Source organism: Micromonospora jinlongensis (assembly GCF_013410645.1).
Taxonomy (GTDB): Bacteria; Actinomycetota; Actinomycetes; order Mycobacteriales; family Micromonosporaceae; genus Micromonospora; species Micromonospora zamorensis.
The window spans coordinates 3,093,978-3,116,334 of sequence record NZ_JACCHK010000001.1 but is presented as its reverse complement, the minus strand read 5'-3'; the positions used below and the strand labels follow the sequence as shown (position 1 = coordinate 3,116,334).

Below are 22,357 nucleotides of genomic sequence, written 5' to 3'. Positions count from 1 at the left end.
GCTGTGGGTGGACTGCCGGCGGTGCTCCTGCCGGCCGCGTCGCCGCCAGCCGCCGGCCGGCGGTGAATGGTTGAAGTTTTTCAGTGTGCCCGGGGTGGTGCGGTCGAGTCCCGGACCACCAGCCGAGTGGGCAGGATCACCGGCGTGGCGCCGCCGGTGCCCTGGTGACCCACGAGGGGGCCCGGAGGTCGGGCTCCGAGCGGGTCGAGCAACATCCGTGCGGCCAGTCTGCCCTGCTCGGCGGCGGGTTGGGCGATGGTGCTCAGCCCGAGCACACCGGCGAGGTCGTGGTCGTCGATGCCGATGACGCTGACGTCCTGCGGCACCCGCAGTCCGGCGTCACGCAGCGCGGTCATCGCGCCCATGGCCATCTCGTCGCAGGCGGCGACGATCGCGGTCGGCGGCTCGCCGCGGGCCAGCAGCTCCTCGGTGGCCCGGGTGCCGCCGTCGATGGTGAACGAGGATTCGATGTCCAGGGTCGGGTCGAGCCGCAGACCGGCGGCGCGCAGTTCCGCCTGGTAGCCCCGGCGGCGGTCGAGGTGGGTGGTGAAGGCCAGCTCGTCGTCCGGGTCACCGGAGATGTGCGCGATCCGGTGGTGCCCGAGGTCGAGCAGGTGCCGGGTGGCAGCCCGGGCGGCGGCCACGTCGTCGATGCGGACGCAGGGCCAGTTGGGCACCCTGCTGCCCGAGCTGATGGTCACCCCGGGGAGTTCCAGGGCGGCCAGCGCGGTCAGGTCGGCCGGCCGCAGCGGCGTGGCGACCAGCATGATGGCGTCGACCCGCTTGTGCAGGTTGGCCGTACGCAGGACCCGCTGGCGGACCTGCTCCCGGCCGCCCAGGTTGTAGAGCAGCAGGTCGTAGCCGGACTGGTGGAGGTATTCCTCGACCGCCTCGACGATGGTGCTGAAGAACCAGCGGGTGATTCGGGGGACCACCACCGCGACCGTGCCGGTCCGGCCCCCGGCCAGCCGGGACGCGCTCGGTGAGACCTCGTAGTCGAGCTGCTCGGCGGCGGCGAGCACCCGGCGTCGGGTGGCGGCCGAGACCGTCGGCAACCCGCGCAGGGCCCGCGAGACGGTGGCCGTGGACACTCCGGCCAGCCGGGCCACATCATCAATCCTCGTCACGGTTCCCCCGCTCGGTGCCCGGAGCGCCCGCCGCCGCCCGAGGGGCCAGGCGGCGGCGGGCAAGCGGGTCAGCCCTTGACGCTGCCGGCGAGCAGACCTCGCACGAAGAAGCGCTGCAGGGACAGGAAAACAATGAGCGGTACGACGATGGAGACGAACGCGCCAGCGGTGAGGCGCTGCCACTCGTTGCCCCGGGTGCCGGCCATCTCGGCGAGCCGGACGGTGAGCGGAGCCGTCTCGTTGCCGCCGCCGGCGAAGATCAGCGCGACCAGCAGGTCGTTCCAGACCCAGAGGAACTGGAAGATGCCGAACGCCGCCAGTGCCGGGGTGATCAGCGGCAGCACGATGGTGCGGAAGATCTTCGGGTGGGTGGCCCCGTCGACGCGGGCCGCCTCCATCAGGTCACCCGGCAGTTGCGAGATGAAGTTGTGCAGCAGGAAGACGGCGAACGGGAGCGCGAAGCAGGTGTGCGCGAACCACACCTGGGCGAACTTCTGCTCGTCGACCAGATCCCAGGCCGGCATCAGGGTGACGCCGCCGAGGGTGACGCCGGTGGAGAAGAACTTCAGCAGCGGCACCAGGGCCATCTGCAGCGGCACGATCTGCAACGCGAAGATCGCGATGTAGACCCAGTCCCGGCCGCGGAAGTTGATCCAGGCCAGCGCGTACGCGGCCAGGCAGGCGAAGGCGAGCGGGAAGAGCACCGACGGGATGGTGATCGCCAGGGAGTTGATGAAGGACCCGGCGAGCTGCCCGGAGGACGACGACCGCCCGAACAGGACCTGCTGGTAGTTCTCGAACGTGAACTGCGGGTTGGTGAAGGCCGTCCACCAGCCGGTGGTCTTGATCTCGTCTTCCGGTCGGAGCGAGGAGACGAGCAGACCGAAGGTCGGAATGGTCCAGACCACCGCGATGATCACCGAGACAAGGGTGGCGGTGCGGCTGTTCAGCCGCTTGCGGACCCGTCCGGCAGTGGTGGTCGGGGTGCCGTCGGTCTTCTGGGTGCCGGCGGCGACAGTGGGCGTTGCGGTCGTCATCTCAGCCCTCCCGCTGTTGACGGAGGTTGCGGATCTGGTAGATCACGACCGGGATGACCAGGATGAAGAGGAAGACCGCGAGCGCGGAGCCCTGCCCGTTCTGGCCGTACCGGAACGCCTGGTTGTACATCTCGCTGGCGATCACGCTGGTGTCGTAGTTGCCGTTGGTCGAGGTCCGGACGATGTCGAAGACCTTGAGCGTGGCGATCGTGAGGGTCACCACCACGACGATCAACGCCGGCCGGATGCTCGGCATGGTGATCTGCCAGAACATCTGCCACGGGCTGACCCCGTCGAGCCGGGCGGCCTCCACGATGTCGCCGGGGATCGCCTTGATCGCGGCGGAGAGCACCACCATGGCGAAACCGGCCTGGATCCAGACCATGATGACGATCAGCAGCAGCGTGTTCAGGGGTGATTCGAGCAGCCACTGCTTGGGCTCGCCGCCGAGGCTGACCACGATCTGGTTGAGCAGGCCGATCTGGTCGCCCTCACCCCGGTAGGCGTAGACGAACTTCCAGATGATGCTGGCGCCCACGAAGGAGATGGCCATCGGCAGGAAGATCAGTGACTTGGCCACGGACTCGAACCGGGCCTTGTCCACGAGTACGGCGTAGATCAGGCCGAACCCGGTCGCCACCAGGGGGACCAGGAGCACCCAGATCAACGTGTTGATCAGGACCCGGACGATCGAGTCGTCGGAGAACATCCAGCCGTAGTTGCGCAGCCCCACCCAGTTGGTGCTGCTCCCGTCCATCAGGGAGAGCATCGTGGTGCGGATGGCCGGCACGACCAGGCCGATGGTGAGCAGCAGCAGCGTCGGCAGCAGGAAGAAGAGCGCGAAGAGCCCTTCCCGCGGCTTCGTTCGGCGGGGGAGTGGAGCTCCACTCGCCGAGGCGGCGACGAGTTGTGCCTCCCGTCGCCGGGCGAACCAGGCCGGCACCACGTCGAGCAGCAGGAGCAGACCGCCCACCACCACGACGAAGGCGACCAGCCCGTACATCAGCATGAGGAGCTTCGGCTGCTGATCGGCGAAGTCGAACTCCATCAACCCTCCCTCTCGGGTCCACCGCAGTCGGTGGCCCGGCCCGCGGTCACGGGCCGGGCCACCGCCGGGATCACTTAGGCCAGCTGCTCTCGATGCCCTGGAGCACCGGGGCGGTCGCCTTGCCGTTCAGCCACTCGACCATGCCCTTCCAGAACGTTCCCGCGCCGACGGCGGCCGGCATCAGGTCGGAACCGTCGAAGCGGAAGGTGCCGCTCTTGTCCTGGAGGATCTGGACGGAGAGCTTGTCGATCGGGCTGGCCACGTTGGCGATGTCCAGCTTGTTGTTCGCCGTGACCCAGTTGCCGAGCTTCGCGCGGCTGTTGACGTACTCGGCCGAAGCCAGGTAGGTCTGCACCGCCTGGACCTCGGGACGGTCGGCGTAGCCGACGACGAACTCGCCCGCGCCCAGCACCGGCTTGCCCTTGGCCGGGTCGATGGCCGGGAAGTAGAAGGCGAACGCGTCGCCGTCCTCAGCCACCTTGGTGCCCTCGGGGAACTGGTTGGCGTAGAACGACGCCTGCCGGTGCATCGCGCACTTGCCGTTGGTGACCGGCACGCCCGCCTCCTGGAAGGAGGTGGTGGTGATGCTCTTGACGCCGCCGAAGCCGCCGTTCATGTACTTGTCGTTCTTGAGGATGGTGCCGGCGCGGTCGACCGCGTCGACGATCTTCGGGTCGTTGAACGGGATCCCGTGGGTGGTCCACTGGTCGTAGACCTCGGGGCCCTGGGTCCGCAGGATCACGTCCTCGATCCAGTCGGTGGCCGGCCAGCCGGTGGCGTCACCGGACTCGACGCCCGCGCACCACGGCTTCATGCCACTGGCGGCGATCTTGTCGCTCAGAGCGATGAGCTGGTCCCAGGTGGTCGGAACCTCCCAGCCCTTCTCCTTGAACGTCTTCGGCGAGTACCAGACGAAGGACTTCACGTTGGCACCGAGCGGCACGCCGTAGAGCGTCCCGTTGACGGTGCCGTACTTCAGCCAGTCGGCCGGCATGTTCTGCTCGGCGAGGGCCTTGGTGTCGGCGCTCAGGGACTTCAGCTTGCCGGCGTCCGCGAAACGCTTCACGAGGCCGGGCTGCGGCACGAAGGCGATGTCGGGGGCGTTGCCACCGTCGACCCGGACGGGGAGCTGCGCCTCGAACTCGCCGCTGCCCTCGTAGTCGATCTCGATGCCGGTGCACTTGGTGAAGTCCGACCAGGAGCGCTCAAGCAGGTCGGCCTCGGCGTCACGGATGGACGCGTAGATGGAGACCTTCTTGCCGTCGTGGCCCTCGTACTTGTCGTATGCGGCGCACTCCGCGGAGCCCGCGTTGTTGCTCTTCTTGTCGTCGCCGGTACCGCAGGCGGTGGCGCTGAGCGCCAGCCCGAGTACGCCGGCGATCGCGAAGGCCTGGCGTGGTCTGGTGAAGACCGCCATGCCGTCCTCCTTTCTAGCCGGCGCGGTCGTGCTCAGAGGCCCGGCGCCGGTCCCGATGGGCGTGCACACATGTAAGCGCTTGCATCCGGTCCGGTCCACCCCCTGTCAGACACGAGCGAGTAACAATCCGGAAACCTGCGGGCTGCCTCGTGGGCGCGCTCCCGGGGCGGATCTCCGACTCTTTCGAAGATTGACGATATCTGTCAGGCTAGGGCCACCCCATCGAAGGTTTTCGACATAGGAGGAGCTGTATGCGAAAGCGGTGGATCAGCCTGCTGGTAGCGGGTGTGCTCGTCGGGGGAGTCCTGGCGCCAGCCAGCCCGGCGCTGGCCGCGCCGACCTTCAAGGTGCCGTTCCCGTGCGGCCAGTCCTGGTCCGGGCAGACCCGATCGGGTCACAGCCCGGCGAACGCCGTCGACTTCAACCGCACCGACGATCAGGGCGACCCGGTCGTGGCGAGCGCGCCCGGCACCGTCGACCGCGTGACCGACCTCGGTGGCACCAGCTACGGCAAATACGTCCGGATCAACCACGGGGGCGGTTACAGCACCTACTACGCCCACCTCAACGGCTTCAACGTCTCCGTCGGGCAGACCGTCGGCTACGGCAAGGTGCTCGGCTGGGTCGGCACCACCGGCGGGTCGACCGGCCCGCACCTGCACTACGAGCAGCGCCTCGACGGCGCCGACATCAAGGTGCGCTTCAACGGCACCCTCGCGCTGTACTGGGGCACCAAGACCTACACCAGCGACAACGGGTGCTCCTCGGGCGGCGGCAACGGCACGGTCGACACCAGCGGCACCCCGCTGACCGTCCGCTCCGGCCCGGGCACCGGGTACGCCTCGGTGGGTACGGTCGCCGACGGCACACGGGTGACCATCGCCTGCCAGACCAGCGGCACCACGGTCACCGGCACGTACGGCACCAGCTCGATCTGGGACCGGATCGGCAGCGGTCGCTACATCGCCGACGCGTACGTGTACACCGGATCAGACGGATACATCCCCGGCGTGCCCCGCTGCTGACCGGGGACTGCCACGGTCCCCGGCGGGGCGCCCCCCGTCGGGGACCGGTCAGGTCAGGAGTTCAGCTGCCAGATCGACAGGTTCAGGGCGGCGGCGAAGGTGACCCAGGCCCAGTAGGGCAGCAGCAGCGCCGCCGCCACCCGCGACACCCGGGCGAACAGCACCACGGTGAGCCCGATCGCCAGCCACATCACCACGATCTCGGCGAACGCCAGCCCGTACCGCCCCGCACCGAAGAACAGCGGGGTCCAGATGGCGTTGAGCACCAGTTGGGCGGTCCACGCCCAGAGAGCGGGGCCGAAGCCGATCCGCTGCCACACCAGCCAGCCGGCCACCGCGATCAGTGCGTAGAGCAGTGACCAGACCGGGCCGAACAGCCATGAGGGCGGTGCCCAGCTGGGCTGCTGGAGGCTCGCGTACTCGCCGGTGGTGCCCTGCACCCCCAGGCCCCCGATCGCGGCCGCGACGAAGACGGCCGCCGCGAAGCCCACGAGAGCCCACCACCGCCGCCGGCCGGAGGTCCTCGACGCGTCCTGAGATATCTCCATGGTCGAGATTATTTCCATCCAGCGTCAGGTCAAACCGCCGGTAGGGCGGAGGAGGTACCCGGCACCCGCATCGGCCCGACCGCCACCAGCGAGGTCCTGTAGAGCTGCCCCATCCATGGACCGCGCCTGGCGCGGCCGTGCCCGTGCCCGTGCCCGTGCCTCCTGCCCCATATCTGGGGCAGCTCGACAGGGGCTCAACGGAGCATCTGCGGTCGGCCCGAGGCCGGGATCAGGAGCCGGAGCGCCCACAAGAAAGCGCCGGGACCGCCGCGGCCGGTGCTCCTGTCGGGAGGACGGAGCTCCGGTCGCGGCGACCCCGGCGGGTCCCGGTGTTAGGAGGTACGCACGCTAATTGAAGATGCTGACACCACCCGGGCCGACCAACAGCCCGACAACGATGAGGACGATGCCCCACAGGATCTGCCGGCGGAACAGCGCGAGGATGCCGGCGACCACGAGTACGACTGCGAGAATCCAGAGAATCAGCTCCATGACCTCTGACTACCCGACTGGCCGATCGGGGAAACCTGGTCGGTGTCGAGTTGATCGCCGACGTGGAAGACGCTGTACGCCTGCTTGATCACCGGGTGCGCGACGTTGCGGACGCGTACGCCGCCGGGGGTCGTGCCGCGCTCGGTGCCGGCGTGCGCGTGCCCGTGCAGGGCCAGCGCCGTGGGTGCCGAGTCGATCGCCTGCCCCAACTGGTACGAGCCGAGGAACGGGTAGATCTCCAACGGTTCACCGGCCAGCGTGTCCGGCACCGGGGAGTAGTGGGTGAGCGCGACCAGCATGTCGCAGTCCAGCGAACGGAGCGCCGCGCCGAGAGCCTCGGCGCTCTCGTTGGTGGTCCTGACGAACGCCTTCATCTCCGGCTCGCCGAAGTCGCTGGCGCACCGCCCGGCGAACCCGCCGCCGAAGCCCTTGACGCCGGCGATGCCGAGCCGACCGCCCGCGCAGTCCAGCACGACGCCGTTGCCTTCCAGCACGGTGATGCCCGCGTCCTCGAGGACCTTCACCACCTGCGGCACCTGGTCACACTGGTGGTCGTGGTTGCCCAGCACGGTCACCACCGGCACGGCCAACCCACCGAACTCCTCCGCCACGCAGCGCGCCTCGGCCTCGGTGCCGTGCCGGGTCAGGTCCCCGGCCAGCAGCAGCACGTCGGCGCACTCCGGCAACTCCTCCAACGCGGGGCGGAACCGGCCGACCACGTCCTTGTCCAGATGTACGTCGCCCACGGCGGCGATCCGGATCACCATGGAACCTCCCTCAGGGCAGTTGCTCGATCTCCGTGGGCGCCTCGACGCGGATCACCCCGATGTCGCTGGTGATCGGTACGTCCGGGAAGCGCTCGGACACCCGACGCAGGATCTCCTCGCGCCGGTGTGGGCTCTCCACCTCGCCGTAGAGCACGATGGCGCGTTCCCGCCGCACCACGGTGATCCCCTGTTCGGCGACGGCGGGGTCCTCGGCGAGGAGCCGTTGGATCTCCGCCTCGACGTACTCGTCCGGTGGCCCGGCGCCGATGTCGCGTTGGTGGGTCACGATGTCCCCTCTCCGGTCGGGGTGCCGGGGGCCGGCACCACCTCCAGCCGGTCCAGCAGCACCAGGAACGCCTCGGCGTACGGCGAGTGCTCCGTCTCCTTGCGTACCCGTTCCCAGTCGATCTGCTCCCGCAGGGACCGGGCCAGCGGCAGGCCGCGGGCGAAGTCGCAGTAGTGCTGGGAGAAGCTGAGCAGTTTGTGCACCATCAGCTGGGAGGCGGACAGGACCGGCATCTGGATCGCGTCCACCGGCCGGATGACCGTGTCGGCGAACGTCTCCTCGGTCACCGGTGTCTCGATCGGCCGGTGGATCAGATCCACCATCCGGCCGTCGTCGAAGACCTTGACCAGCCAGTCCTCCGGGGGGCGCTCGGCGACGAACCCGGCGGCGACCAGGGCCTCCAGCGCCTTCTCCACGTCGACCTCCCGGATCAGGAAGTCGACGTCGTGCTCGCTGGAGTGGCCCCCGTGGGCGTAGACGGCGAAGCTGCCGCCCAGGGCGAACGGGATCTCGGACTGCTTGAGCACGGCGGCGACCTTCTTGAGGGTGTGCACCAGACTCTCGTCTCCGCGCTCAGCCATCTGGATCTCCCGTCGTCATGTTGGTGGACCGGCGGTCGGATACGAACTCCGGTACCCGGCATTCCGGTCGGCCACACCTGCGGGTGTCCCGGTCGGGTGTCAACAGGGATAAACCGTCACATACCTCACGGACCAGGTGCGTGGGTCGGATAACCTGTCGAGGGTGGCCAGATCATCGGGGATGCGACGACGCAGGGCCCGGTTGCGCACTGTCGCCCTCATCGGCATCGACGGCTCGGGCAAGACCACTCAGGCACACCGACTGGCCGACGCGCTGACCGCGGCCGGCCGCCCCGCGAAATACCGCCGCAACGCCAGCGGCCGTCGTTGGCTCGGCCGGCTCGCCAACCGGCTCGGGCGGCCCGACGCCCAGCGGCTGGTCGGGCGCGACGGTGTGCTGGCGGTGGAATCCGTGCTGCGCTGGCTCGCCATCGCCGTAGCCCTGATCAGCTGTCTGCTCACCGGCCGGACGGCGGTCATGGACCGTTACTCGGCCTGCCAGTACGCGAGCATCCGGGCCCACGGTGGGCAGCGCTGGGAACGGCTCGCACGGGCCGGCTACCGGCTCTTTCCGACGCCCCAGGTGACCTTCCTGCTGACCGTGGACCCGGCGGAGGCGTACCGGCGCATCGAGGAACGCGGCACCGATCACGAGACGATGGGCTGGCTGACCGCGGCAGACACCGCGTACCGGGCCCTGCCCGAATACCCGAGTTTCGTGCTGGTGGACGCGGGCCGCCCGGCCGAGGAGGTCACCGAGCAGATCCAGGCGCACCTGGAGACCTGGCTGCCAGCGTCCGCCAAGGCGACACCCGGTGAGGTGGGCCCGCTGGTGACTCAGGCCCGCCCGTAGACCGGAACGGTGGCACCGCTGGTCGGGGCCGACTCCTCCGACGCGAGGAAACGGATCACCGATGCGATCTCGGCCGGCGCGACCCAACGGGAGTGGTCGGCGTCGGGCTGGGCGGCCCGGTTGGCCGGGGTGTCGATGACGCTGGGCAGCACGGTGTTGCAGCGGACGTTGCGGGGCCGGTATTCCACCGCGACCGCGTTGGCGAAGGCCAGCACCCCCGCCTTGGCCGTCACGTAACCGGCCGCGCCGGCGAACGGTGCGACCGCCGCGCGGGCCGAGACGCACACCACCGCGCCGCCGCCAGCGGCCACCAGGTGCGGCAGCGCGGCCTGGGTGACCAGGTAGGTCGGTCGCAGGTTGACGGTGAGCATCCGCTCGAAGACCTCGATCGGGGTCTCGTGCACCAGACCTTCGCTGGCATACCCGCCGACGAGGTTGACCATGGCCCGCAGGGGCGCCGCCGGGTCACCGGCGGCAGCCTCGACCGCCCGCGTCGCGCCCGCCGGATCGCTGAGGTCCGCGACCAGCCGGAGCACCCCCGCCGCCGGCTCCGACCCGGGCCGGGCTTCCCGCTCCGGTACGACCACCCGCCAGCCCGCCTCGACGAACGCGGCGACGGCCGCCCCGCCGAGCCCGCCGGCCCCTCCGGTCACCAACACGCTGCGCTCCGCCATGCGCCTCACGCTAGCGCCCCGTCCGGCCGGCGCCTGCCGGTGCTCCACAGCCGACGCTCTGCCGAGAGCAGAGCGGCTGGCCGAATCGCCTGCCGGCGGCGCAGGATCGGCGGATGCGGATCCTCATTCTCGGTGGCACCCGGTTCCTCGGTCGGGCGGTGGCGCAGCTCGCCCTCGACAAGGGCCACGACGTGACCTGTGCCGCCCGGGGCGTCTCCGGCGTCGTGCCGGCCGGGGCCCGGTTCGTGCCGGTCGACCGGGACGACCCGGACGCCCTGGTGCCGCTCGCCGACGACGGCTTCGACGCCGTGGTCGACGTGACCCGCCAGGTCAGTCACGCCCGGCACGCGCTCTGGGCACTTGCCGACCAGGTGGGCCACTGGTCCTTCGTGTCGACGATCTCGGTGTACGCGGACAACACCACCCCGGGCCAGACCGCCGCGGACGCACCGGTGCTGCCGGCCGCCCCGGCGGACGTGGACGGTCCGGTCGGCCCGGACCACCGCTGGTACGGCGAGTGCAAGGTGAGCATCGAGCAGGCGGTCCGGGAGCGGGTGGGCGTGGACCGGTCGTTCATCTGCCGAGCGGGCCTGATCGTCGGTGCCGAGGACCCGAGCGACCGCTTTCCGTACTGGGTGCGGCGGCTGTCGGCCGGTGGAGAGATCCTCGCGCCCGGGCGGCCGAATGACCGGGTGCAGTTCGTGGACGTCGCCGATCTGGCGGGTTGGTTGCTGCACGCCGCCGGCACCCGCCTCAGCGGCACGTACGACGGCATCGGGCCGGCGATGACACGGGCGGACATGCTGGCCGGGGTGGCGGCCGGGCTGGACGCACCGGAGCCCGTCCTGACCTGGGTGGATCAGGAGTTCCTGGCGTCCCGCGACGTCCGCGAGTGGTCGGGGGAGCGGGCGCTGCCCCTGTGGGTGCGACTGCCGGAGTTCGGCGGCCTGATGGACCGCGACGCCCGACCGGCTCTGGACGCCGGGCTGGCGGTCCGTCCGTTGTCCGACACCGTTCGGGCGACCGCGTCCTGGATGGCAGCGCAGCCGGCCGCCGTACGGCAGGGTGGTCTCGACCCGGCGGATGAGGCGGCGGTCCTGCGGGAGTGGCAGGCTGTGCGGGACCGGTGATCCCGGCTGCCGACACTTTCCCTACCGGACAGTCATAGTTGACGCTCACGCTTGGTGAAAGTAAGTTTCACCCGTGGCGAAGAGTCCGAAGATTTCTGCGAGTCAGGAGCCCGGTGGGCTGATCGTCCACATCAGCGGGCTGTTGCCGTCGCTGTCTCCCGCCGAGCAGCGGGTTGCCCGACTGGTCGTGTCCGATCCGGCCGCTGCGGCCCGGCGGACCATCACCGACCTCGCCACCGCAGCGGAGACATCCGAGGCGACCGTCATCCGGTTCTGCCGATCGGTGGGCATGGACGGTTACCCGCAACTGCGCATCCGCCTCGCCGCAGAGGCCGCTCGCCGGATCGAGCCGCCGGACGCCCGGGTGGTCGGTGGTGACATCCCGCCCGGCGCCGACCTCGCCCAGATCATCGCCACCATCGCGTTCAACGACGCCCGAGCGGTCGAGGAGACTGCCGAGCAGCTCGACCCCGCCGTCTGTGAGCAGGTGGTCGAGGCGATCAGTGGCGCCGGTCGGATCGACATCTACGGCGCCGGCGCCAGCGGCTTCGTCGCCTCCGACTTCCAGCAGAAGCTGCACCGCATCGGCCGGATCGCCTTCTACTTCCCGGACGTGCACACCGCGTTGACCTCGGCCGCCCTCCTCGGCCGGGGCGACGTGGCGATCGGCATCTCGCACACCGGCACCACCTCCGACGTGATCGAGGTGCTGGAGCAGGCCCGCACCCGGGGTGCCGTCACCGTGGCACTGACCAACTTCCCGCGTTCGCCGATCGCCGACGTCGCGGACTTCGTGCTGACCACGGCGGCCCGGGAAACCACCTACCGCTCCGGCGCGACGGCCAGCCGGTTGGCCCAGCTCACCGTCGTCGACTGCCTCTTCGTAGGGGTGGCCGCCCGCAACCGGGCCCGGGCACGCAAGGCACTGGAGGCGACCGCCGAGGCGGTCCAGTCGCACCGGGTGGGTGCCAACCGGAGGCGGGCATGACGGCTGGTGCGGTGGAGCCGGACGAGGACATGCCAGCACCGCCCGCCCGCCCGACGGTCCGGGTGGGTGCGCCCACCGAGCGGCGCAACCCGCTCAGCGTCGACCTCGACCTGATGTCGACCCGGGACGTCCTCACCGTGATCAACGAGGCGGACCGGCGGGTGCCGGCCGCGGTCGCCGCGGTGCTCGACGAGATCGCCACCACCGTCGACCTGGCCGTCGCGGCACTGCGCGGCGGTCACCGGGTGCACTACTTCGGCGCCGGTACATCCGGCCGCCTGGGAGTGCTCGACGCGGCCGAGCTGGCGCCCACCTTCAACTCGCCCCGGCACTGGTTCTGCTCCCACCTCGCCGGTGGCCCGGACGCCATGTGGCGGGCCGTGGAGGACGCCGAGGACGACGAGCGGGGCGGCGCGGTCGAGGCGGCCAGTTGTGTGCGCGCCGGTGACCTGGTGGTCGGTCTGGCGGCCAGCGGACGCACCCCGTACGTCCTCGGGGCGCTCGCCTCGGCCCGGGCCAAGGGAGCTTCGACTGTGCTGCTCTGCGCCAATCCGGAGGCGGAGGCCGCTCGCTCGGTCGACGTGTTCATCGGGGTGGACACGGGACCCGAGGTGGTGACCGGGTCGACCCGGATGAAGGCGGGCACCGCACAGAAGTTGGTGCTCAACACGTTCTCGACCGCTGTCATGGTGCGTCTGGGCCGGGTCTACTCGAACCTCATGATCGATATGGTCGCCACCAACGCGAAGCTCCGGGGCCGAATGATCTCGATTCTGGTCGAGGCCACCGGCTGCTCCGAGCAGGTCTGCCAGCAGGCCCTCGCCGCCGCCGACGGTGACCTGAAGACGGCACTCGTCTCCCTGGTCTCCGGCGCCGAGGTCGACGCCGCCCGGGCCGCACTGGCCCGCTCCGCCGACCAGGTCCGCGGCGCCCTCGCCCTGCTCGCCTCCTGACCCCGCCGCCCACCGGGAAGCGAACCGGGCTTCGGATTGTTCATCAGGCCGGGGGGTAATAACACTCCCGATGGATGAACCGACCGGTCCGCCGGTGCGTATCAGCCAGTGACCAGGATCGCAGCAGGGTGGTGACCCGGGTCGCTGTGCCCCCGGGCCGGCGGTGTTGCCATGGTCGGTGACCCGTGCGTGGCGCCCAGCGTAGAGCCGCCAGACGGGGTCCTGACAGCAAACATGGACCGTGCTCTCAGCTACTACTCAGGCATTCGTGACACTTTCGACTCACGAGACGGAATCCCCGACACGTCTCATCTGTTGTGTAGGTGTCAGCACCGATGGGCACAGCAGAAGTTACCAGGGGCTGACGGACGTGGGGAATGGCAAGGAACCGGGCAACCGGCGCGAGCGAGGGGACCGTGGGCAACGTGGACAAGAACATCGGCATGCGAACCGACGAGGTTGCCGAGGAGCGCGACCTGGTCGGCGTCTACCTGCACGAGATCTCCCGGACGCCACTGCTGGACGCCGCCAAGGAGGTCGATCTCTCCAAGGCGATCGAGGCGGGCCTCTACGCCGAGCACCTGCTCGGTGAGGACGCCCTCCCCGCCGGTGTCGACCGGGCCGACCTGGAGTGGCTGGTCGTCGAGGGAGAGCGGGCGAAGGACCTCTTCATCCGCGCCAACCTCCGACTGGTCGTATCGATCGCCCGCCGTTACGTGCGCTCGGGCATGCCCATGCTGGACCTGATCCAGGAGGGCAACACCGGCCTGGTCCGGGCGGTCGAGAAGTTCGACTACGAGCGTGGCTACAAGTTCTCCACCTACGCGACCTGGTGGATTCGCCAGGCGATCAGCCGGGCGATCGCCCAGCAGGAGCGCACCGTCCGTCTGCCGGTGCACCTGGTGGAGGACGTCAACCGGATGCGCAACGTGGCGCGGCAGCTGACCCGTGAGCTGGGCGCCGACCCGGAGCCGGAGCAGATCGCCGCCGCCCTCGGCGTCACCGTCGAGCGGGTCAACGAGCTGCGCCGCTGGTCACAGGACACCGTCTCGCTGGACACCCCGGTGGGCGACGACGGCGACACGAAACTCGGCGACCTGGTCGCAGACAGTGACGCGCCGTCGCCGGAGGACATCGTCCTCAGCGGTCTGGAGCGGCAGCGCATCGAGGGCCTGCTCAACCACCTCGACGACCGGTCGGCGGGCATCATGCGGGCCCGCTACGGCCTGGAGGACGGCCGGGAGCACTCGCTCACCGAGGTCGCTTCCCGGTTCTCGCTCTCCCGCGAGCGGATCCGACAGTTGGAGATCCAGGCTCTCGGTCGGCTGCGTGAGCTGGCCCGGGCCGAGGGGCTGCAGGCAGCCTGACCTGGTAGTGAATACGGCGAACGGCCGGCGTCCGATAGGGGGACGCCGGCCGTTCGCCGTATTCGTTCGACTAGCGGACCCGACCGTAGCCCTGGATGGGCATCATGTTCATGCCCCGCTTGAGCACGTTGCGACCGGCGCTCGGTGCGTCGATCACCTGGCCGTCGCCCACGTAGAGGGCGACGTGCCCGAGCCCGCTGTAGAACACCAGGTCGCCTGGGCGTAGGTCGCCCCGGCCGATGTGCGCGACAGCGCCCCACTGCATCCGGGTGTTGTGTGGCAGCGACTTTCCGGCCGCCCGCCAGGCCGCCGAGGTGAGCCCGGAACAGTCGTAGCCGTTGGGCCCGTCGGCTGCCCAGACGTACGGCTTGCCCAGCGCGCCGAACGCGTAGCGCACCGCGGCCCCGGCGTCACCTGCCACTGCGGGCACGTTCCTGGCCTCGGCCACCGCGGCCTTGGGTTCGGGTCGCTCGGTGGCCGACCCGTACGCCTGCTCGCGCAGCTCGTACAGTCTGGCCAGGTCCTGCTCGATCTGCTTCTTGCCTGCCGCGAGCTCACGGGCCTGTGCGGCCTGCCGGGTCAGTGTCGCGTCCAGGCGGGACTTCTCGTCGAGCAGCCGCCGCTGGTCAGCGGTGTAGCCGGAGATGCTCTCCTGCCGCTGGCGGGTCAGTTGGTCGAGCGTGCCGAGGCGGTCCAGCAGCGCGGTGGCACCCTCGGCGCGCAGCAGGGCGTCCGCGGTCCGCAGGCCGCCGGTCTTGTACGCGGTGCTGGCCAGTTTGCCCACGTCGGCCTGGCTCTGCTTGGCCTGCTCTTCGAGTGGGCCGATGCGGGCCTGTAATCGGGCCACTGCGGCCTCGTTGGTCTTGATCTCCTCACGCAGCTTGTTGTACGACTCGACGACCCGCTCCAACTCGGTCGAGGACGTCTCGATCCGGCGGGTCAGGTCGGCGGGGGACGGCTCGGCGCGAGCCACCGCCGTCGGGGCGATCAGCGCGGCCGACATGCCGGCCAGCGCCACGGTGCGCAGCAGGTTTCTCAGGGATGACAAGAGCGGAAGGCCCCTCTCCCACGGCCGCCGGGGCTGCTGATGCCCTCGGCGACACCGGCCGGGGCCACCCGGGCGGACGGCACTGGGCCGGACCGGCTCGCCCAACCTAACCCGGGACGGATGTTGCTCGCAGTTGAAGCAGGGGCGAATGTTGGCCAAGTGGTCTGTCGTACCCCTGCGATCGGTGGCGTCATCGTGACTGTTGACGCCTGGCAGGGAGGGGCGTACTGCCCTTTTCGTGCCCTACTGACGGAAATACGACTTTCGTCGTTCCGGGCGTATGCCGCCGGAGATCTGCCCCCCATAACCGATAAAACCTGAAATGGATGCTGTTTCTCGGCGATGTCCTGCGGTTGGAGGAGCTGTCGAGAGTCCGCAAATGCCCAGGCCGGCTGGCGTTCCCCCAACACAATGAACGGAGCCGGGAATCCCGTCGACCGGTAGCGATGTCATTCAGCGGGTCATCTCGGCCAACCGTCCCCCGCGGGAGGAACCGTGAATCGTGAAGGCGCAGGAACGACGCCGCCGCGAACGGTGCCGGGCGCCCGGTCGACCCTGCTGTACGCACGGCCCGGCATCATCGTGACCGTCGACCGGTTCACCGCCGGTCGAACCAGCTACCAGGTCGCCGACCTGACCCATCTGCGGACCACCCGGGGCCCGCACGACCGGATCGCCGTACGGGCCGTGGTCATCACCGCCAGCATGCTCGGCGGTGTCGGGCTGTTGCTCGGCTTCACCGGAGGTCTGCACCGCCTGACCGCCGGGGCGTACCTCATCCTGGGTGCGGTGTTCCTGCTTCCGGCCGCGCTCGCCCTGGTGGGCGATCGCTGGCGCCCACCGCCCTACGAGCTGTGGGGGTGGTACCGGGGAACGGAGATGCTGCTGTTCACCGCCGACGACGAACGGCAGTTCGGCCAGGTCACGCGGGCACTGTTACGGGCCCGGGAAGTCAACCGGTACGGCGGCTGGGTCGATCCGCTCGCATCGGCCGACCCGTGGCGACCCAGTCGTTGACCCGACGGCGATGGGCCGGCGCCAGGTGGCGTCGGCCCAGCGGCCGCTCAGCGGGCGACCGGCTCCGGAGCTCGCTGCTCCTGCGGCGCGGCCAGCCAGGCGCTGACCCGGCGCTCCGCGTAGAACGAGACGAACGGCACAGTGCCGGCCAGCATCACGAGCAGCATCCGCTTCAGCGGCCAGTCCGCGCGGCGGCTCAGGTCGAACGCGGCCACCAGATAGATCATGTAGAGGAAGCCGTGCGCCGGCCCGATCGTCTCGACCACTACCGCGTTGTCGAACACGTACTTCAGGGGCATGCCGATCACGACCAGCAGGATCAGCACCACGCCCACGATCCAGGCGATCACGCGGTACCGGGTAAGGGCAGCGCCCACCGTCGTCCGTCCTTCCGAGCCCGGCTCAGCCGGGATAGTCACCGGGCCGGGCGCCCGGATTGGCGTTCAACCATGACAGGTAGTGGTTGTAGGCGGCCAGGTCATTGTCCTGGACGGCATCGTCGCTGACCGACGCCCGGGAGACCCGCACCGGTCGGCGCACCGCCGGGCGGGAACCCGTGGTGACAGCCGGCTCCGGCGCTTCGACCGGGTCCGCCGGTGGCGCGTCGGCCTCCGCCGCCCCTTTGCGGGCCAACTTCACCTCGCGCCACCACACGTAGACCACGAAGCCGGCGAAGATCGGCCACTCGACCGCGTACCCCCAGCTCAGGCTGTTGCCGGCCGCGGCTCGGCTGACCTGCCACCAACCCAGTCCGAGGAAACCCAGGGTCAGCACGACCATGGCCACGTGGCGCGCGATCCACGCCGGGGTCCAGAGCCGCCTCATGACGTCGAGGGTACCGGGGACGGCGCCGGTCTCCGACACCGTGTCGTAGCTGACGCGGGTTTGGCGTTCCCGCGCCTGGGCAATCGTCTAGACGCCAGCCCAAACGAGATCAAGGGGGGCGATCATGACCGGATCGGTACGTGAGGACGGCTTCGCGTCCAGCGGCAGCAGCGATATGAGCCCGGAGCAGCGGGTGCCCGAGTGGGGCGGCGACGACCTCGTCGACCCGGCCGACTCCACGGGTCTCGACGGCGATCTGCCCGGCATCGACCCGACGGAGTTGACCGACGAGGATCTGATCCGCGAGATGCACAGCCTGCACCGCACGCGCCTCGACACCCTGCGGCACGCGTCGGACTCCGCGCTCGCCAACCACCTGCGGCGGACGGCGGAGCTCGAGACCGAGTACCTGGCCCGCCACCCGGGCCGGGAGGTCGACCCCAGCCGCCTGCGGGACGCCTGATGCCGGCGCGCGCCGTGCGCGGCATGTCCGCGCCACCCGAGGTGGTCTTCAACACGGCCACCGACCCTGACCGCGCCTCGGCCTGGCTGCCGGAGCCGCTACGAGGCGACGGCAGCCCCGCCGCCGAGATCAATGGCGAGGAGTTGCGGGCCCGCTGGGGTGACGGCGACGGCGACGACTGGTCCGCCGAGATCCGGGTGGAGCCCGCGGATTCCGGCGGCGCCCGGATCCAGCTCGACCTGGCCGACGGCTCGGGAGGGGCGGGCCCGGACCAGTTGGCCGACGAAGCGCTCACCAACCTGGCACGCGAGGTCGCCGACAACCTCCAGGCCGGCTGAGCCGGCCACGCGGGGACACCACTCCCGCACCACCACGACACATCTGAGGAGACCGGGTGAGCGACACTGGCCTGCGACAAAAGGCGGCACGGTTGCGCCGGGCGTACGCGCCGCACGAACACCGACCGCTCGGCGGCTATCTGGTCGCGATGGGCGCCTACGCCGGGGTGACGGGCGCCCTGGCCGGTCTGGTCAAGGCGACCGGTCGGCCGGTGCCGGAGCGTCCCGCCCCGTCCGACGTGGTGCTGCTCTCCATCGCCACGCACAAGCTGAGCCGGCTGCTGTCCAAGGACGCGGTGACCAGCCCCCTGCGGGCGCCGTTCACCCGTTACGACCACCCGATCGGCAGCGGCGAGGTGATGGAGCAGGTCCGCGACTCGGGCAGCCCGACCCGGCACGCCATCGGCGAGTTGCTGAGCTGCCCCTTCTGCCTGGCGGTCTGGGTGGCCACCGGGCTGACCGGCGGCCTGGTGCTCGCGCCCCGGCTGACCCGGCTGGTGGCCACCGCGCTGACGGCGGTCGCCGCGTCCGACTTCCTCCAGATGGCGTACGCGACGGCGCAGCAGGCCGCCGAGGGTGGGCACGACGACGACTGAGCAGGTGAGGACACCGACAGCGGGGGCCGGCGCATGCCGGCCCCCGCTGTCGAATGTCGTACGTCTCAGCGCTGCATGCCGGACCAGCCGTGCGGCGACTCCGGCTCCCGTTCGTCCTCGTCCGCCCCGGTGATGATGTCCCGGTCCACCGCCGTCTTGTCGTGCTCGTTGGCGAAGTCCGGCTCGGGCGTGGTGTCCCTGCCGTTCGGCGGCTGACCCAGCGCCGGCATCTTCTCGTCGTGGGTCTCGTGGTCGGTCATGTCGGTGTCCCTTCTGCGGTCGCTCACCCGATCGAACCGCCCAGCAGGTCGCTGGCCTCGTCCACCGCGTACTCGCCCTCGGGCAGCGCGTCGATGCGGGCGAGCAGGTCCGGCGGAAGCTCGGCGGCCACCGCCCGGCGGTAGATCTCGGCCTGGGTGACCCGCTCCTGCGCCCGGTAGATGTCGTCGAGCAGGTCGTCGAGGGCCCGGGTGTCCGGCTCGCCGGACACGGATGCGTCGTCGGTCACCTCGATCAGCTACCCGGGGCGGAATCGGTCAAACGTCACGCCGGTGTTCCAGGTGCCGGCACCTCCGGACCACTCCCACACGTGCTCACCAGGGCAGTGGCCCTGCCTCGTCCTGGAAGGTCCCCGTCGGCCCGGACGGGTCCAGGGTCGCCAGGCGTACGACCTGTCGGGCGCTCTCCGTCGCCGGTCGTCCGATGCCGAAGGCGGCGGTCATGTCGGTCGCGGTGGGGCCCGGTTCGAGGGCGTTGAACTTGATGCCCGGCTGGGCCTTGGCGTACTGCACCGTCAGCATGGTGGCCGCGGCCTTGGACGCCGAGTACAGGGCGAGCGGCAGACCGTACTCCGGCCGCTCGGGATTGTTCACCGCCCAGAATGATCCCGCGCTGCTCGAGACGGTGACGACGTTGGGATTCGACGACCTGCGAAGCAGGGGCAGCGCCGCCTCCGTGACGCGGACGATTCCCACCGCGTTCGTGTTGAAGGATCGCAGCGCGGCGGGGCCGTCGAGCCCGGTCTCCAGAACGCCCGCGTTGTGCACCAGGACGTCGAGTCGGCCCTCGTCCGAGTCGATCGTCGCCAGTGCGCCGCGCACCGATGCGTCGTCGGTCACGTCGAGCTGGACGAAGCGGGCCCCGAGCGTCGCCGCGGCCTTCTCGCCTCGCTCGACATCACGAGCGCCGAGGTAGACGACGTGCCCCAGCTCCAGAAGCTGTCGGGCGGTCTCGAAGCCGATGCCCTTGTTGGCTCCGGTGATCAGCGTGACAGTCATGCCCATTCCTTTCGAATACCTGACCCGAAAGGGCCGCTGCGAACGCTATGCGCGTTCCACCGGCGTACCTGGAGCCCTCTTCAGCCTGGGGTCTGGCAGGACCCCCTCTGCGGTTGTGGGCAGGCCCGCGGAGGCCAGGAGAGCCAGCTTCTCGGCGTTGTCGGAGCCGGCGTCGGGGTGGTAGACGACGAGCATCAGGCCCTCGGTTCCGGCGATGCTCAGCCGTTCCCGGTTGAGGACGAGTTCGCCGACCTGTGGGTGGTCGATCCGAATCGGCGTCCCGCGCTGGCCGCGTACCTCATGGCGGGCCCAGAGCTGACGGAATCGGGCGCTCGCCAGAGACAGCTCTCCGGTGAGCTCGATGAAGCGGGGGTCGTCGATGTCCGTGCCCACGGCCTGTCGCAGGTTCGCCACGAAGCACTCCGTGATGTTTTCCCAATCCGGGTGCAGCGCCTGCTCGGCGGGGTTCAGGAACAGGTCCCTGAGCTGGTTGCCGCCTTCCACGAGGCCTGGAGAAAGAGCTGTGGCGAGGCTGTTCGAGGCCAGGATGTCGAAGTACCGTCCCTCGATGAATGCGGGCTGCACGAGGGAGTCCAGGAGCTTGAGCGCACCGGACGGAACCGTCTCCCGGCGCGCCCGGCGTCTGCGCCTGTGGGGAGCACCCGCGACCAGCGTCAGCAGATGGGCCAGGTGCTCGTCGTCGAGCTGCAGTACGCGGGCGATGGACTCGAGCACCTGCACGGACGGATTTCGGTCGCGGCCCCGCTCCAGGCGCAGGTAGTAGTCCGCGCTGACACCGGCGAGCATGGCGACCTCCTCGCGCCGCAGGCCCGGCACGCGTCGCACGCCCGCGTTGGGGATACCGGCCTGCTGCGGCGTCACCAGGGCCCGCCGAGCACTCAGGAAAGCGCCAAGCTCGTTCGACATCTCGCTCACCAATCGATCGTATGGTCGGGCGCAGCGGCCAGCGGGGGGTCTGTCGCACCCCTGGCTCCCGCTGGTGGTCCGCCTACAGACAGCGCCGCCCCCGACCTTGTGGGTCGGGGGCGGCGCTGGTGTCGGTGTGCAGGTCGCCTCTCGGCGAGTGGCACTACGCGGCTCCAGCCGGACGGTATTCCGCGAAGGCTATTTAGGTGAGGCCCGGGGACACTGGACACACCGACACCCCTGTCAACGAGCCGACCCCCGCCGGTGTTCCGTGCCCTCGGGTGGCAGCCGTCACACCGTCGTCGGCAGGGTGGCCCGGCGGGCCCGCACGGCGGAGGCCAGGCGGTCGAGCACCTCGGCGGTGTCGTCCCAACCGAGGCAGGCGTCGGTGACCGAGCGGCCGTACTCCAGCTCCCGGGTCGGGTCGAGCTCCTGCCGGCCCGGCAGCAGGAACGACTCCAGCATCACGCCGGTGATCCCGCGCTGCCCGTCAGCGAGCTGGGCGGCCACGTCCGCGGCGACCTTCGGCTGGTTGCGGTGGTCCTTGCCGCTGTTGGCGTGACTGGCGTCGATCACCAGCCGCTCCGGCAACCCGGCCGCGCGGAGCAGGTCGAGCGCGCCGGCGACCGACTCCGCGTCGTAGTTGGGCCGGCCGCCGCCGCCGCGCAGCACCAGGTGCCCATCCGTGTTACCCCGGGTGTGCATGATCGCCGGGGTGCCGGAGAAGTCGATGCCGGGGAAGACGTGCGGCACCCCGGCGGCGCGGATCGCGTCCACGGCCGTGCCGATGCTGCCGTCGGGGCGGTTCTTCATGCCGATCGGCATGGACAGGCCGGAGGCGAGCTGCCGGTGCACCTGGCTCTCCACGGTGCGGGCACCGATCGCGCCCCAGGCCACCGTGTCCGCGATGTACTGCGGGGTGATCGGGTCGAGGAACTCGCAACCCACCGGCAGGCCGAGACGCAGCACGTCGAGCAGCAGCGCCCGGGCCAGCCGTAGGCCGGTGTTGACGTCCCCGCTGCCGTCCAGGCCCGGGTCGTTGATCAGGCCCTTCCAGCCGACCGTGGAGCGCGGCTTCTCGAAGTAGACCCGCATGACGATCAGCAGGTCGTCAGCCACCCGGTCGGCGGCACCACGCAGACGCTCCGCGTAGTCGAGGGCGGCGGCCGGATCGTGCACCGAGCAGGGGCCGACCACCACCAGCAGGCGGTCGTCCTCGCGGTCCAGCACCCGACCCACCGCGCGGCGGCCGGTCAGCACGGCCGAGGCGAGCGGGGCGTCCAGGGGTAACTCGTGGTGCAGGAGGGCGGGCGTGGTCAGCGGCACGACACGGTCGATCCGCTGATCGCTGACCCGATTGGTCTCCGGGGTCGTCACGGTGGGCATCCTTCCGCCGACCGTGCCCGGGGCCGGTGCCCGGGACGAGCCGGCTGCTCGTACGCAAAAGGGCAGGAACGACAGCTCCTGCCCAGCCGGCTCGGTCCGTGGTGACGTCAGTTCATGGTGAAGTCACCGGCGGGCGAGCCGGCTGCCTAAACCATCGATAGGAACGCGTCACCGGGCCAGCGTACCC

The 22,357-nt window shown here is 70.3% G+C and carries 28 protein-coding genes; 10 read left to right on the top strand and 18 right to left on the bottom strand.

Annotated features, from left to right (window positions below):
- Positions 1-80: 80 nt before the first annotated feature.
- The 4 genes from HNR22_RS13595 to HNR22_RS13580 form a co-directional block, all read right to left on the bottom strand.
- Positions 81-1,127: a substrate-binding domain-containing protein gene (locus HNR22_RS13595; RefSeq protein ID WP_179780685.1), complete on the bottom strand. Its 1,047-nt coding sequence runs from the start codon at positions 1,125-1,127 to the stop codon at positions 81-83.
- A 68-nt stretch (positions 1,128-1,195) separates the two neighbouring features.
- The gene (locus tag HNR22_RS13590) at positions 1,196-2,164 is read right to left on the bottom strand and encodes a carbohydrate ABC transporter permease (RefSeq protein ID WP_179780684.1); all 969 of its coding nucleotides are present in this window, start codon (positions 2,162-2,164) and stop codon (positions 1,196-1,198) included.
- A 1-nt stretch (position 2,165) separates the two neighbouring features.
- A complete protein-coding gene (locus HNR22_RS13585; RefSeq protein ID WP_179780683.1) occupies positions 2,166-3,212 on the bottom strand; it encodes a carbohydrate ABC transporter permease in 1,047 nt (348 codons plus the stop codon).
- A gap of 70 nt (positions 3,213-3,282) precedes the next feature.
- Positions 3,283-4,629, bottom strand: coding sequence for an ABC transporter substrate-binding protein (locus HNR22_RS13580; protein WP_179780682.1), 1,347 nt, complete (start codon positions 4,627-4,629; stop codon positions 3,283-3,285).
- 251 nt (positions 4,630-4,880) lie between these two features.
- Between HNR22_RS13580 and HNR22_RS13575 the strand changes: the two genes are divergently transcribed.
- Positions 4,881-5,654, top strand: a complete 774-nt coding sequence (locus HNR22_RS13575) for a M23 family metallopeptidase (RefSeq protein WP_179780681.1) — start codon at positions 4,881-4,883, stop codon at positions 5,652-5,654.
- A gap of 53 nt (positions 5,655-5,707) precedes the next feature.
- Here HNR22_RS13575 and HNR22_RS13570 read toward each other — a convergent pair whose 3' ends face one another.
- The 5 genes from HNR22_RS13570 to HNR22_RS13550 all read right to left on the bottom strand — a co-directional run bounded on the left by HNR22_RS13570 (position 5,708) and on the right by HNR22_RS13550 (position 8,328).
- Positions 5,708-6,202: a TspO/MBR family protein gene (locus HNR22_RS13570; RefSeq protein ID WP_179780680.1), complete on the bottom strand. Its 495-nt coding sequence runs from the start codon at positions 6,200-6,202 to the stop codon at positions 5,708-5,710.
- Positions 6,203-6,550: 348 nt separating this feature from the next.
- The gene (locus HNR22_RS13565; RefSeq protein WP_007464364.1) at positions 6,551-6,694 is read right to left on the bottom strand and encodes a GPGG-motif small membrane protein; all 144 of its coding nucleotides are present in this window, start codon (positions 6,692-6,694) and stop codon (positions 6,551-6,553) included.
- A complete protein-coding gene (locus tag HNR22_RS13560; RefSeq protein WP_179780679.1) occupies positions 6,685-7,461 on the bottom strand; it encodes a metallophosphoesterase family protein in 777 nt (258 codons plus the stop codon). Before HNR22_RS13560 ends, HNR22_RS13565 begins: the two co-directional genes overlap by 10 nt.
- A 10-nt stretch (positions 7,462-7,471) precedes the next feature.
- Entirely contained in the window at positions 7,472-7,747 is a 276-nt protein-coding gene (locus HNR22_RS13555) for a BON domain-containing protein (RefSeq protein WP_088949847.1), read from the bottom strand.
- Complete coding sequence (locus HNR22_RS13550; protein ID WP_179780678.1) at positions 7,744-8,328, bottom strand: nucleotidyltransferase; 585 nt, start codon at positions 8,326-8,328, stop codon at positions 7,744-7,746. The genes HNR22_RS13555 and HNR22_RS13550 overlap by 4 nt, the downstream gene beginning before the upstream one ends.
- A 181-nt stretch (positions 8,329-8,509) precedes the next feature.
- On the opposite strand from HNR22_RS13550, the gene HNR22_RS13545 reads away from it, so the two are divergent.
- The gene (locus tag HNR22_RS13545) at positions 8,510-9,181 is read left to right on the top strand and encodes a dTMP kinase (protein ID WP_179780677.1); all 672 of its coding nucleotides are present in this window, start codon (positions 8,510-8,512) and stop codon (positions 9,179-9,181) included.
- Here HNR22_RS13545 and HNR22_RS13540 read toward each other — a convergent pair.
- The gene (locus HNR22_RS13540; RefSeq protein ID WP_179780676.1) at positions 9,166-9,855 is read right to left on the bottom strand and encodes an SDR family NAD(P)-dependent oxidoreductase; all 690 of its coding nucleotides are present in this window, start codon (positions 9,853-9,855) and stop codon (positions 9,166-9,168) included. The genes HNR22_RS13545 and HNR22_RS13540 overlap by 16 nt on opposite strands.
- A 113-nt stretch (positions 9,856-9,968) precedes the next feature.
- On the opposite strand from HNR22_RS13540, the gene HNR22_RS13535 reads away from it, so the two are divergent.
- The 4 genes from HNR22_RS13535 (at position 9,969) to HNR22_RS13520 (ending at position 14,293) form a co-directional block, all read left to right on the top strand.
- Positions 9,969-10,985: an NAD-dependent epimerase/dehydratase family protein gene (locus HNR22_RS13535; protein ID WP_179780675.1), complete on the top strand. Its 1,017-nt coding sequence runs from the start codon at positions 9,969-9,971 to the stop codon at positions 10,983-10,985.
- Positions 10,986-11,058: 73 nt separating this feature from the next.
- Positions 11,059-11,973 (top strand): SIS domain-containing protein, encoded by a 915-nt coding sequence (locus HNR22_RS13530; RefSeq protein WP_179780674.1) that lies wholly within the window; start codon positions 11,059-11,061, stop codon positions 11,971-11,973.
- Positions 11,970-12,926 carry an N-acetylmuramic acid 6-phosphate etherase gene (gene murQ / locus HNR22_RS13525; RefSeq protein ID WP_179780673.1) on the top strand — a complete coding sequence of 319 codons (957 nt, stop codon included), beginning with the start codon at positions 11,970-11,972 and terminating at the stop codon, positions 12,924-12,926. The genes HNR22_RS13530 and murQ overlap by 4 nt, the downstream gene beginning before the upstream one ends.
- A 377-nt stretch (positions 12,927-13,303) precedes the next feature.
- Complete coding sequence (locus HNR22_RS13520; protein WP_088949840.1) at positions 13,304-14,293, top strand: sigma-70 family RNA polymerase sigma factor; 990 nt, start codon at positions 13,304-13,306, stop codon at positions 14,291-14,293.
- A gap of 70 nt (positions 14,294-14,363) precedes the next feature.
- Here HNR22_RS13520 and HNR22_RS13515 read toward each other — a convergent pair whose 3' ends face one another.
- Positions 14,364-15,341: a C40 family peptidase gene (locus HNR22_RS13515; protein WP_179780672.1), complete on the bottom strand. Its 978-nt coding sequence runs from the start codon at positions 15,339-15,341 to the stop codon at positions 14,364-14,366.
- Between the two features lie 495 nt (positions 15,342-15,836).
- Here HNR22_RS13515 and HNR22_RS13510 point away from each other — a divergent pair, with 495 nt between their 5' ends.
- On the top strand, positions 15,837-16,358 hold the full coding sequence (locus tag HNR22_RS13510) for a DUF6232 family protein (RefSeq protein WP_088949838.1): 522 nt from the start codon (positions 15,837-15,839) through the stop codon (positions 16,356-16,358).
- 47 nt (positions 16,359-16,405) lie between these two features.
- Here the strand turns inward: HNR22_RS13510 and HNR22_RS13505 are convergent, their stop codons facing one another.
- Both HNR22_RS13505 and HNR22_RS13500 read right to left on the bottom strand, forming a co-directional pair.
- Positions 16,406-16,735: a DUF3817 domain-containing protein gene (locus HNR22_RS13505; protein WP_179780671.1), complete on the bottom strand. Its 330-nt coding sequence runs from the start codon at positions 16,733-16,735 to the stop codon at positions 16,406-16,408.
- A gap of 25 nt (positions 16,736-16,760) precedes the next feature.
- Complete coding sequence (locus tag HNR22_RS13500) at positions 16,761-17,183, bottom strand: hypothetical protein (protein ID WP_179780670.1); 423 nt, start codon at positions 17,181-17,183, stop codon at positions 16,761-16,763.
- 121 nt (positions 17,184-17,304) lie between these two features.
- Here HNR22_RS13500 and HNR22_RS13495 point away from each other — a divergent pair, with 121 nt between their 5' ends.
- From HNR22_RS13495 to HNR22_RS13485, 3 genes are read left to right on the top strand one after another with little or no spacing between them, the layout of a single operon-like run.
- On the top strand, positions 17,305-17,646 hold the full coding sequence (locus HNR22_RS13495) for a DUF6158 family protein (RefSeq protein ID WP_425488102.1): 342 nt from the start codon (positions 17,305-17,307) through the stop codon (positions 17,644-17,646).
- Positions 17,646-17,984, top strand: a complete 339-nt coding sequence (locus tag HNR22_RS13490) for an SRPBCC family protein (RefSeq protein ID WP_099848083.1) — start codon at positions 17,646-17,648, stop codon at positions 17,982-17,984. Before HNR22_RS13495 ends, HNR22_RS13490 begins: the two co-directional genes overlap by 1 nt.
- Before the next feature lie 56 nt (positions 17,985-18,040).
- Positions 18,041-18,580 carry a DUF1360 domain-containing protein gene (locus HNR22_RS13485; protein WP_179780668.1) on the top strand — a complete coding sequence of 180 codons (540 nt, stop codon included), beginning with the start codon at positions 18,041-18,043 and terminating at the stop codon, positions 18,578-18,580.
- Between the two features lie 65 nt (positions 18,581-18,645).
- Here the strand turns inward: HNR22_RS13485 and HNR22_RS13480 are convergent, their stop codons facing one another.
- The 5 genes from HNR22_RS13480 to HNR22_RS13460 form a co-directional block, all read right to left on the bottom strand.
- Positions 18,646-18,840 (bottom strand): hypothetical protein, encoded by a 195-nt coding sequence (locus tag HNR22_RS13480; RefSeq protein WP_179780667.1) that lies wholly within the window; start codon positions 18,838-18,840, stop codon positions 18,646-18,648.
- A 23-nt stretch (positions 18,841-18,863) separates the two neighbouring features.
- Complete coding sequence (locus HNR22_RS13475) at positions 18,864-19,097, bottom strand: hypothetical protein (RefSeq protein ID WP_218907803.1); 234 nt, start codon at positions 19,095-19,097, stop codon at positions 18,864-18,866.
- Positions 19,098-19,173: 76 nt separating this feature from the next.
- Positions 19,174-19,857, bottom strand: coding sequence for an SDR family NAD(P)-dependent oxidoreductase (locus HNR22_RS13470; RefSeq protein WP_179780666.1), 684 nt, complete (start codon positions 19,855-19,857; stop codon positions 19,174-19,176).
- Positions 19,858-19,902: 45 nt separating this feature from the next.
- Complete coding sequence (locus tag HNR22_RS13465) at positions 19,903-20,784, bottom strand: helix-turn-helix domain-containing protein (RefSeq protein ID WP_218907802.1); 882 nt, start codon at positions 20,782-20,784, stop codon at positions 19,903-19,905.
- Between the two features lie 291 nt (positions 20,785-21,075).
- Positions 21,076-22,170, bottom strand: a complete 1,095-nt coding sequence (locus tag HNR22_RS13460) for a 3-deoxy-7-phosphoheptulonate synthase (RefSeq protein WP_179780664.1) — start codon at positions 22,168-22,170, stop codon at positions 21,076-21,078.
- Positions 22,171-22,357: the final 187 nt, after the last annotated feature.

Excerpts from the sequence above, each read along its gene's own strand:
- HNR22_RS13590 (WP_179780684.1), bottom strand. The coding sequence starts at position 2,164 with ATGACGACCGCAACGCCCACTGTCGCCGCCGGCACCCAGAAGACCGAC.
- HNR22_RS13585 (WP_179780683.1), bottom strand. The coding sequence starts at position 3,212 with ATGGAGTTCGACTTCGCCGATCAGCAGCCGAAGCTCCTCATGCTGATG.
- HNR22_RS13580 (WP_179780682.1), bottom strand. The coding sequence starts at position 4,629 with ATGGCGGTCTTCACCAGACCACGCCAGGCCTTCGCGATCGCCGGCGTA.
- HNR22_RS13575 (WP_179780681.1), top strand. The coding sequence starts at position 4,881 with ATGCGAAAGCGGTGGATCAGCCTGCTGGTAGCGGGTGTGCTCGTCGGG.
- HNR22_RS13570 (WP_179780680.1), bottom strand. The coding sequence starts at position 6,202 with ATGGAGATATCTCAGGACGCGTCGAGGACCTCCGGCCGGCGGCGGTGG.
- HNR22_RS13565 (WP_007464364.1), bottom strand. The coding sequence starts at position 6,694 with ATGGAGCTGATTCTCTGGATTCTCGCAGTCGTACTCGTGGTCGCCGGC.
- HNR22_RS13560 (WP_179780679.1), bottom strand. The coding sequence starts at position 7,461 with ATGGTGATCCGGATCGCCGCCGTGGGCGACGTACATCTGGACAAGGAC.
- HNR22_RS13550 (WP_179780678.1), bottom strand. The coding sequence starts at position 8,328 with ATGGCTGAGCGCGGAGACGAGAGTCTGGTGCACACCCTCAAGAAGGTC.
- HNR22_RS13545 (WP_179780677.1), top strand. The coding sequence starts at position 8,510 with ATGCGACGACGCAGGGCCCGGTTGCGCACTGTCGCCCTCATCGGCATC.
- HNR22_RS13540 (WP_179780676.1), bottom strand. The coding sequence starts at position 9,855 with ATGGCGGAGCGCAGCGTGTTGGTGACCGGAGGGGCCGGCGGGCTCGGC.
- HNR22_RS13535 (WP_179780675.1), top strand. The coding sequence starts at position 9,969 with ATGCGGATCCTCATTCTCGGTGGCACCCGGTTCCTCGGTCGGGCGGTG.
- murQ (WP_179780673.1), top strand. The coding sequence starts at position 11,970 with ATGACGGCTGGTGCGGTGGAGCCGGACGAGGACATGCCAGCACCGCCC.
- HNR22_RS13520 (WP_088949840.1), top strand. The coding sequence starts at position 13,304 with ATGGCAAGGAACCGGGCAACCGGCGCGAGCGAGGGGACCGTGGGCAAC.
- HNR22_RS13500 (WP_179780670.1), bottom strand. The coding sequence starts at position 17,183 with ATGAGGCGGCTCTGGACCCCGGCGTGGATCGCGCGCCACGTGGCCATG.
- HNR22_RS13490 (WP_099848083.1), top strand. The coding sequence starts at position 17,646 with ATGCCGGCGCGCGCCGTGCGCGGCATGTCCGCGCCACCCGAGGTGGTC.
- HNR22_RS13480 (WP_179780667.1), bottom strand. The coding sequence starts at position 18,840 with ATGACCGACCACGAGACCCACGACGAGAAGATGCCGGCGCTGGGTCAG.
- HNR22_RS13470 (WP_179780666.1), bottom strand. The coding sequence starts at position 19,857 with ATGACTGTCACGCTGATCACCGGAGCCAACAAGGGCATCGGCTTCGAG.
- HNR22_RS13465 (WP_218907802.1), bottom strand. The coding sequence starts at position 20,784 with ATGTCGAACGAGCTTGGCGCTTTCCTGAGTGCTCGGCGGGCCCTGGTG.
- HNR22_RS13460 (WP_179780664.1), bottom strand. The coding sequence starts at position 22,170 with ATGCCCACCGTGACGACCCCGGAGACCAATCGGGTCAGCGATCAGCGG.